This window comes from Rhodopirellula maiorica SM1, from assembly GCF_000346295.1.
GTDB classification, from domain to species: Bacteria; Planctomycetota; Planctomycetia; order Pirellulales; family Pirellulaceae; genus Novipirellula; species Novipirellula maiorica.
The window spans coordinates 1-6,685 of record NZ_ANOG01000139.1; the positions used below are offsets into that span (position 1 = coordinate 1).

At 54.1% G+C, this 6,685-nt stretch carries 7 protein-coding genes; 1 reads left to right on the forward strand and 6 read right to left on the reverse strand.

The annotated features are described in order from the left end of the window. Positions 1-234 precede the first annotated feature (234 nt). The 6 genes from RMSM_RS36380 to RMSM_RS04110 form a co-directional block, all read right to left on the reverse strand. Positions 235-690, reverse strand: coding sequence for a hypothetical protein (locus tag RMSM_RS36380; protein WP_144057359.1), 456 nt, complete (start codon positions 688-690; stop codon positions 235-237). Between the two features lie 134 nt (positions 691-824). After that, entirely contained in the window at positions 825-1,100 is a 276-nt protein-coding gene (locus RMSM_RS04080) for a hypothetical protein (protein WP_008691974.1), read from the reverse strand. A gap of 242 nt (positions 1,101-1,342) precedes the next feature. Then, entirely contained in the window at positions 1,343-1,612 is a 270-nt protein-coding gene (locus tag RMSM_RS04085) for a hypothetical protein (protein ID WP_008691975.1), read from the reverse strand. 89 nt (positions 1,613-1,701) lie between these two features. Continuing rightward, the gene (locus RMSM_RS04090; protein WP_008691976.1) at positions 1,702-2,616 is read right to left on the reverse strand and encodes a replication-relaxation family protein; all 915 of its coding nucleotides are present in this window, start codon (positions 2,614-2,616) and stop codon (positions 1,702-1,704) included. Between the two features lie 257 nt (positions 2,617-2,873). Then, complete coding sequence (locus tag RMSM_RS04100) at positions 2,874-3,314, reverse strand: hypothetical protein (RefSeq protein WP_144057360.1); 441 nt, start codon at positions 3,312-3,314, stop codon at positions 2,874-2,876. A 181-nt stretch (positions 3,315-3,495) separates the two neighbouring features. Further along, positions 3,496-5,238: a type IV secretory system conjugative DNA transfer family protein gene (locus tag RMSM_RS04110; RefSeq protein WP_008691981.1), complete on the reverse strand. Its 1,743-nt coding sequence runs from the start codon at positions 5,236-5,238 to the stop codon at positions 3,496-3,498. Positions 5,239-5,635: 397 nt separating this feature from the next. On the opposite strand from RMSM_RS04110, the gene RMSM_RS04115 reads away from it, so the two are divergent. Next, positions 5,636-6,685, forward strand: a 1,050-nt coding sequence (locus RMSM_RS04115; protein ID WP_144057361.1) for a hypothetical protein, incomplete at its 3' end; no start/stop codon positions are given.

A 6,685-nucleotide genomic window follows, 5' to 3' on the forward strand; every position in this document is an offset into this window, starting at 1 on the left:
TAAAGCAGGGGAGTGATCGGTGCTTGTCCGTCAAGCAACCTCGATCAAAAGAGTTCGAACGTTCGTGAGATGGGAACGTCCAAGAGAGTCGAACCGCCAAGCGATTCGCGGGTACCATCGGTGACGTCAACGTCCGAGCTTGCTGGCTCGTTCTGTCGAGTACACCCGATGTCTGTGCCAAGCGGCGATGACGATTGCGGCCGTCATCCATCCGCGTTGACACGATGTGTTTGGCTAAGCGGCTATTGCTGCTGATTTCATCCATTGAAATTCTGAGAAGTCGCTTCCGTCATCTGATCCAAAATACTGAGCCCTGCGGCAGGCATACTTCCAACCGTTGTTCTCAAACACATACACGTATTCGCATCCCGAATCCGCCGCGTATGCTTTGAGTGCCGATACATCGACAAAACTCTTGGCCTCAGTATTCTCGCCCTCTCGAATTTCTTCGGGATCGCGCCCGAAGTAGGAATGGGCTCCATAGTCTTGATCGTCAAAGTCGCGGCTCCATCCGACGTCTTCACCAAGCGATGACATGTCGCCAAGGCTTAATAAGTGGCAGATCTTAGCTTCATCGAGATAGTGCTCGACTAAGGTCCGACCAACGCCGTCTAGGTGACCGTCCCAGTGACAGTAACAGCCAATGAAACCATCCTTCGTCTTGAGCGAGATAAATGAACGTGTAGCCATATTNTTAGGGGGAATGAAATGGGGGAACTGCCGTGATCCAATCACGACAAACAACTCGGTGCCGTCCACACTTCCGCCGTCCGCAACCGGCGGCGAGCATGGATAGCAACCCGAGTGATCGGGTATCGAAGCGACTAAAATTGATCCGCTTCGCTGGACACTTGGACGACGACCGCTTCCGCATCGGCGACGTATTGCATTGCACGCTTGAGCACTTCGATTGCCTGCGGCAACTCGGTCAAGCCGAACGATGAGCTGAACTTGGCGGTATTGCCATCCATGTAACGTTTTTGCAGGTTGACACTGCGGACGATGCGGTCCGATTCGCCCTCGCGTTCGATCTTTCGGGCGAAGACACTGGCGGAAACGCTACCGATGCGAATGACGTGTTCTGGGTTTTGGCGACTCATGATTCATTTCTCTCTCAAAGTTCACGCGAAGCCATCCGGCCTCTCGCGATATTGGTTGGGTTAGAAGTCCAAGCAAAATGGGAAAAGAGCACTGCTTGGCGAGATGAGGAAGATGAATCAGCAAAGCAACACGCTGCGGATTGCGCGAAGCAATCACGATCATGTTGTTCGATGCGTCGGTCGTAAGCGACCGAAAGGGAAGCGGGCCAAGGTCAGGGAATGACCCGCTTATTGGTTAGTGACTAATCGTTTGCACGATCCTTGGTCTTGTTCTCAAGCTCGGAAACGTAATTCCAAGCCAGGTGCATCAAAAAAATGAGGGTCGGAGCTTCTGACAAAGCAAAGCTAGTGCTTGTCTTGAAATCCTTGCCAACTTTGTAAACGCGTTGTGCCGAAAGCTTGTAGAACGTTTTACCGTCCGAAGTGTTCGAGAACACCGCAACACTGATGCCGGAAGAACGGAAGACACGAATTGGTTCGTTGGATTGGCCGTTTTGGGTTTGATTGCTCATAGGTAGAGGGGGAATTGATGGATAACGTCACGCGAAACGTGACAACAAAAGTCCACACGCAACACCGGCGTGGTACGGCACCCTGACTGCTATACGCTAGCCGGTGGTGCGACGTGTGGTCGGTTGGGTTGGTCGATCTGGACGGCAGACGCCGTCACATTCTTGACCAACGGTCCAGTGATGCCCTCGTGATCCAAGGCGACATCACCAGTGAAAAAATTGTCTGGGTTCAGGGTGGTTTCGCTCATCATCAACCAGTGCTCTTTGCCTGGCTTGTCATTCATTTCGGCCATCGTCTTCTTGGCCCGGTAGTCGTTGGTGGTGATGAACAGCACGCGAAACGAATCGAGCGTGGTAGCGGGAAACAACTTCCGGTGTGTCTTGGTGGTGGCCATACGGTCGTAACCCTTGGACTTCCGAGCTGCGATTTGCCGTGGGCTCGAGGTCGCCAAATCGACTTCCACGAAGAACACTTTGCGTTGTCCCCGAAATTCGAGAACGAACGCGGCGTCGGGCGAACAGGACAGCGGCGGTTTTTCAGAAAATTGGGTGTGCAAGTAGTACTGATCGGTCTTGGCATCACCCTGGTTGACGATCGTCCATTCAGTGACCCACTGCACCATGTCGAGTTCGGGCACTCGTTCCACCGCCGCCTCAATGAGCAGGCGTTTTTCGTTGATTGCGATCCAATGGGAGAGCCGATCCGCCCGAGGCGTCCGCGTATTGGAGGCGAGGAACTCATCGCTGCCGAAATAGCTCGCCAGTGCCTCCGCTCCTTTCTTTGTGGCGTAGTAGACCGGCGCGGCACCATTCGTACCCGGCAACGCTACCGGCACGCGGTGCTTGACGACGTAACCAGCTTTTCCGAGACGCAACAGCCGCTTGCGCGTACCACGCCCGCTCGCGTGACCGGCGCAGCAGATCGCTTGGACCATTTCTCGGGTCAGCACATAGTAGTGGGCGACCGCTTTCAAGACCGCCATGTCCAATTCAGTGAGTTGCATCAACCGACCCTCGTAATACCGTCATTGCATGATGAGCAAAAAAAGATACCGAACGATTGCTGAAAAGAAGCAAGGTTCGGTAGAGACGGTCCCAGGCGGGAGCAATTACAACCAAGCGATTGGTCTTCAGCGTCACGAGGACGCTGGCGGACAAAACGTCATGGAGGCACTCGGCGAGCGAGCGATGCCTTATTTGTACGCCGAACCCGAACTGAGTCAAGTCCGGCGTACAATCTTTTTCGAAGTCCCTGATAAGGCTAGTCATCGAGATGCCACCTCAATCCAAGTACTTCGTACAACGGCCGCCAATGAGCATCGAAAAAGTCATATCCGATGCCATCGACCCCGACCAACAAATACCCGTCCAGGTCGTAGACAAACAGTCCAGTCTCGGGAATAACTTGCCAACCAGCATCAACGAGACGCTGGCGATCAAAGTCATCACCAAAGTCGAAACTCGACATCTGGTTGCGAATCGCCCGAACTTGCCATGGCCCTTGAACCAAAAACAGCGATGCACACATGGGCATTGCTGCCGGACGGTCACGCGATCGGAGTGCGTCGGCAATCCAATCAGCAGGGATCGCAACCAACGTCATGCACGCAAACTCTTTCACTGCGTCCATCAGCGATGGGAACGGACTGGCCGGTGTTGTGTGCGGCGGTGAACGCCGCAGGTGTGAAGATAGATCCTCCATGGGTGAGAGAAAGGGAAGTAAAGCGTCATGCGTACCGCGATCAGTTGTACCGAGTCCTCGCAGGTGACCTACCAGCGATTGGCGATGCCCGAACCGAGGCGAGAAACCAATACGCGATGACCGAAGGGCTTGGGCTGCCGAGGCTCGAGCGACTTGCCCGATTTGGCATCGCTGCTTGATCCTACCGAAAGTCGGAATCATCGTGTGATCCTCCACTGGGTTTGATGGAACACGCGTCAACAATTGCTTGCTGATTAGGTGGGATGATCGTGCCCGCACCCAGTCCCTGCACGAAGCTGTCCCACTGAGTGCGAACCTCGGATGTGGGCAAGAATAGTTCACGATTCGCGAAGTTCTCTTCCAGCAACTTTGCTTTCAAGTCGACCAACGCGGGAATCATCGGAATCACTACTTGGTCGACATCCACTTCATGGATGGTGTTGTCGTCTTTGAATTTTGCGAATGCTTGTCCAGTCGACCGTTGTCGCACACGACGGGCCCATCGTCGAACCTGTTCGTCAAACGTGTAGTATGTTCGCGAACTTACTTCGTAAAAATCTTCAAGGTTGTCTACCAGGGTTTCGGACCATCCTTCGCTGGTGCCCTGGCTGGTCGCGTTCTTTTCCGACCTTCCGCGACTGACGCTGCTGCCATCGCTGTACGTGGAATCGCCGTAGGGTTGGCCGTTTTGATAGCTGCGACCGCGTGTCGTGCCGCTTGAACTGTTCTCGTCAAAGGCGTGGGAACTCGTAGTCGTCGCGCTGAAGTTGTTTAGGCGGACTAAGGATTGCCCCACCTTCTTCTGACGAAAGACTTCAATTTGATCTTTGAGTTCTTTGGAATCGTAGGTTTGCGAAGCTAGTTCGTGAGCAAGCAAATCCGCGTCATCAGCATCGTTCGCGAACATGAAGCGATTACGTGCTTGCCACACGATTCCACGCATGTCGACATCACCCTGTTCTAATTGCGACATGCTTTGATGACTCAGGTAAAGCTGAAGACCGAGCTGCCGGGTCTCCGGAATGGCGGAGTACAAATCCTCCCCGACGAAGTTCTGAAACTCATCAAGAACGAGGGCGGTGGGCGTGACGATCTCTCGGGGGAGATTGCGGGCGGTCTGGATGATCTCATTTACCATCAGGCCACCGATCGTGCTGGCAATGTGAGGATCGATTTTTCCCTTGGGTGCCAAATTAATGATCACGATTTTCTTTTCGGTCATGAATCTGGCGACGTCAAAATTGCTTTGCGTGCTACTGAGCATGTAGTTCAAAGCGGGACACACGAAGAACGGGTTCAGGCGATTTCGGGTGCTATCGAGAATCGTGATGCGTTCACGCAGTCCCGCCTGCATGATTTCGGACCAAGCCAGTTGAAGTTCCGGTGGGATTTGGGTCAACAATTGGTTGTGCTGGTCCGTGCCGGGTTGCACCAAAAATTGCGCAGCCGACGGTGGGTATCCCATCGCACCGATGGAATAGAAACAATTGTAAAGCCATCGTCGTAGCCTCAGCATGATGGACATGTCGTGACTACTTCCGCTGCGGAGCATCACGTCACTTGCGCGTCCGGTCCGATAATACAGATCGTTCTCGTCCAGAAAGCGAAGGGGATTGAACGGCATCACGAAGTCGGTGTTGGCCGGTTCGATATAAACGAGCCGACGGCGGACCGACTCGGGACAGAGCGTTGGATGCGCCATGAAATTCAATAGTGACTCGGCCAACCCACCCAGCGGATCGATCACAAAGATAGTCGTCGGTACGAGGAAACCGACCACGAGTTGCGTAATGATTCGCACGAGTAGCGTGCTTTTGCCGACGCCGGTGGCGCCAATGAAATGGCTATGCGTCGGCAACGTCGCCGCTGGCAAGTAGACGTTTTGGCCGGTCTCAGGAGAACGTCCGATTAAGTAACGACTCATGGCTGAATGAACCTTTGGGTGGCGTTATGGCGTTCCATTAAAATCAGGGAACGAAGTGATTCTTTCTCAAATTCTGACTGGGTCGACTGCTCGACGTCGGCGAGCTGGCGATTAAAGTCATCAATGATTTCTTGTAAGCATTGGTACTGCTTCACGCGGGGCGGAGCGTTGCGGACGGCCGCATCGCGAATCGTAGCCAGGCGTTGCTCGTAAATTTCAACTGGAAGCGAATCGTCGACGTAGGTATTGATGAATTCATTCAGGGTGTTGCGGCGGCTTAGTTCACGGGCTGATTAACTACCCTGTCATCACGTTACCACCAACTTCGGAGTTTAAAGCCGACCGTCCATTTGAGTTGGCTGGTGAACTCAAAGCACGCACCATTATCACGGCTCAAATGCAGCCGACCCCACAATTGGAAAAGTTGGCCGAGATAGGCTTTCGGGTTGGTGGGCAGAACCATGGGACAAAAAATGCAGACGGTGAACTGTCAAAAGCCTACGACTCCGAAGGACGATTGGCGACGACCTCGCTGTTTGCGGAATCGGCTGACGGTGGGAGGTTTGGTTTCATCAGCTCGAGGCAAGAGTTGGCGTTCCCTGGTGCCGATTTGTACCGGACCATCGAGTTGCCCGACGACCTGCGTTTCGTTTGCCGTCCAACGACGATGGAGAGAGATGCTGAGTCTCCCTTTGAAGTGATCCAGCAGAACCCGCAGGACTTCCTTGTGGGGCTCCAGTGGGAGAATGGTGACGGGATCTCGCTTAGCGGTGGTGAAGTAATTTTTAAGCACACCGAGACGGGCCAACAGCACTTGATCGGGCTACGCAGCGATAGCCAATTCGTCAACTTGATGGTTGCGCCCGCGAAGGAACTGATTGCAGGCACATACTCGGTAATCGCTCATCTGACGCTGCGGTCGGGCCTGCCTATCTCTACGACCCTGGAAAAGCATTTTAGGGTCATTGGTGAAGAAGAACGGATACGGGTTGATGTGACCGATTCGTCATTCTCGGTCGACCGAATGGATTTTGGGCTACTCGGTGACTCCAAGATGGAACACGAGGTGACGCTCACTTTGGCGTCCGATACTTCGTTCGACCTGCCACTGATTCTACGAGTCACCGACCTGACCGACGCAGAGGGCACCCCCATTGGTGACGACTGGGTCACGCCGGTGAACGATTTGGATGTCATCCTGCCCGCTGGCGACACCCTCGATGTCACGTTTCGGTGCCGGTTGCCCGATCATGTGCCGGATAGCATTGCCGACGGTTTGGTCGAAGGGGTGCTTGAGTTCCTAAACGCGGACACACGTCAGCCGGTGACAATCGTGCCAGCGATCGAGAATGCTGCAACTTCCGAGACACTGCAGAAGGTCCGCTTCACGTTGAAGCGACCGCAACTTGTGGTGTCGGCACCTCGGGCGTGGCGTGAGCTAGTTTCG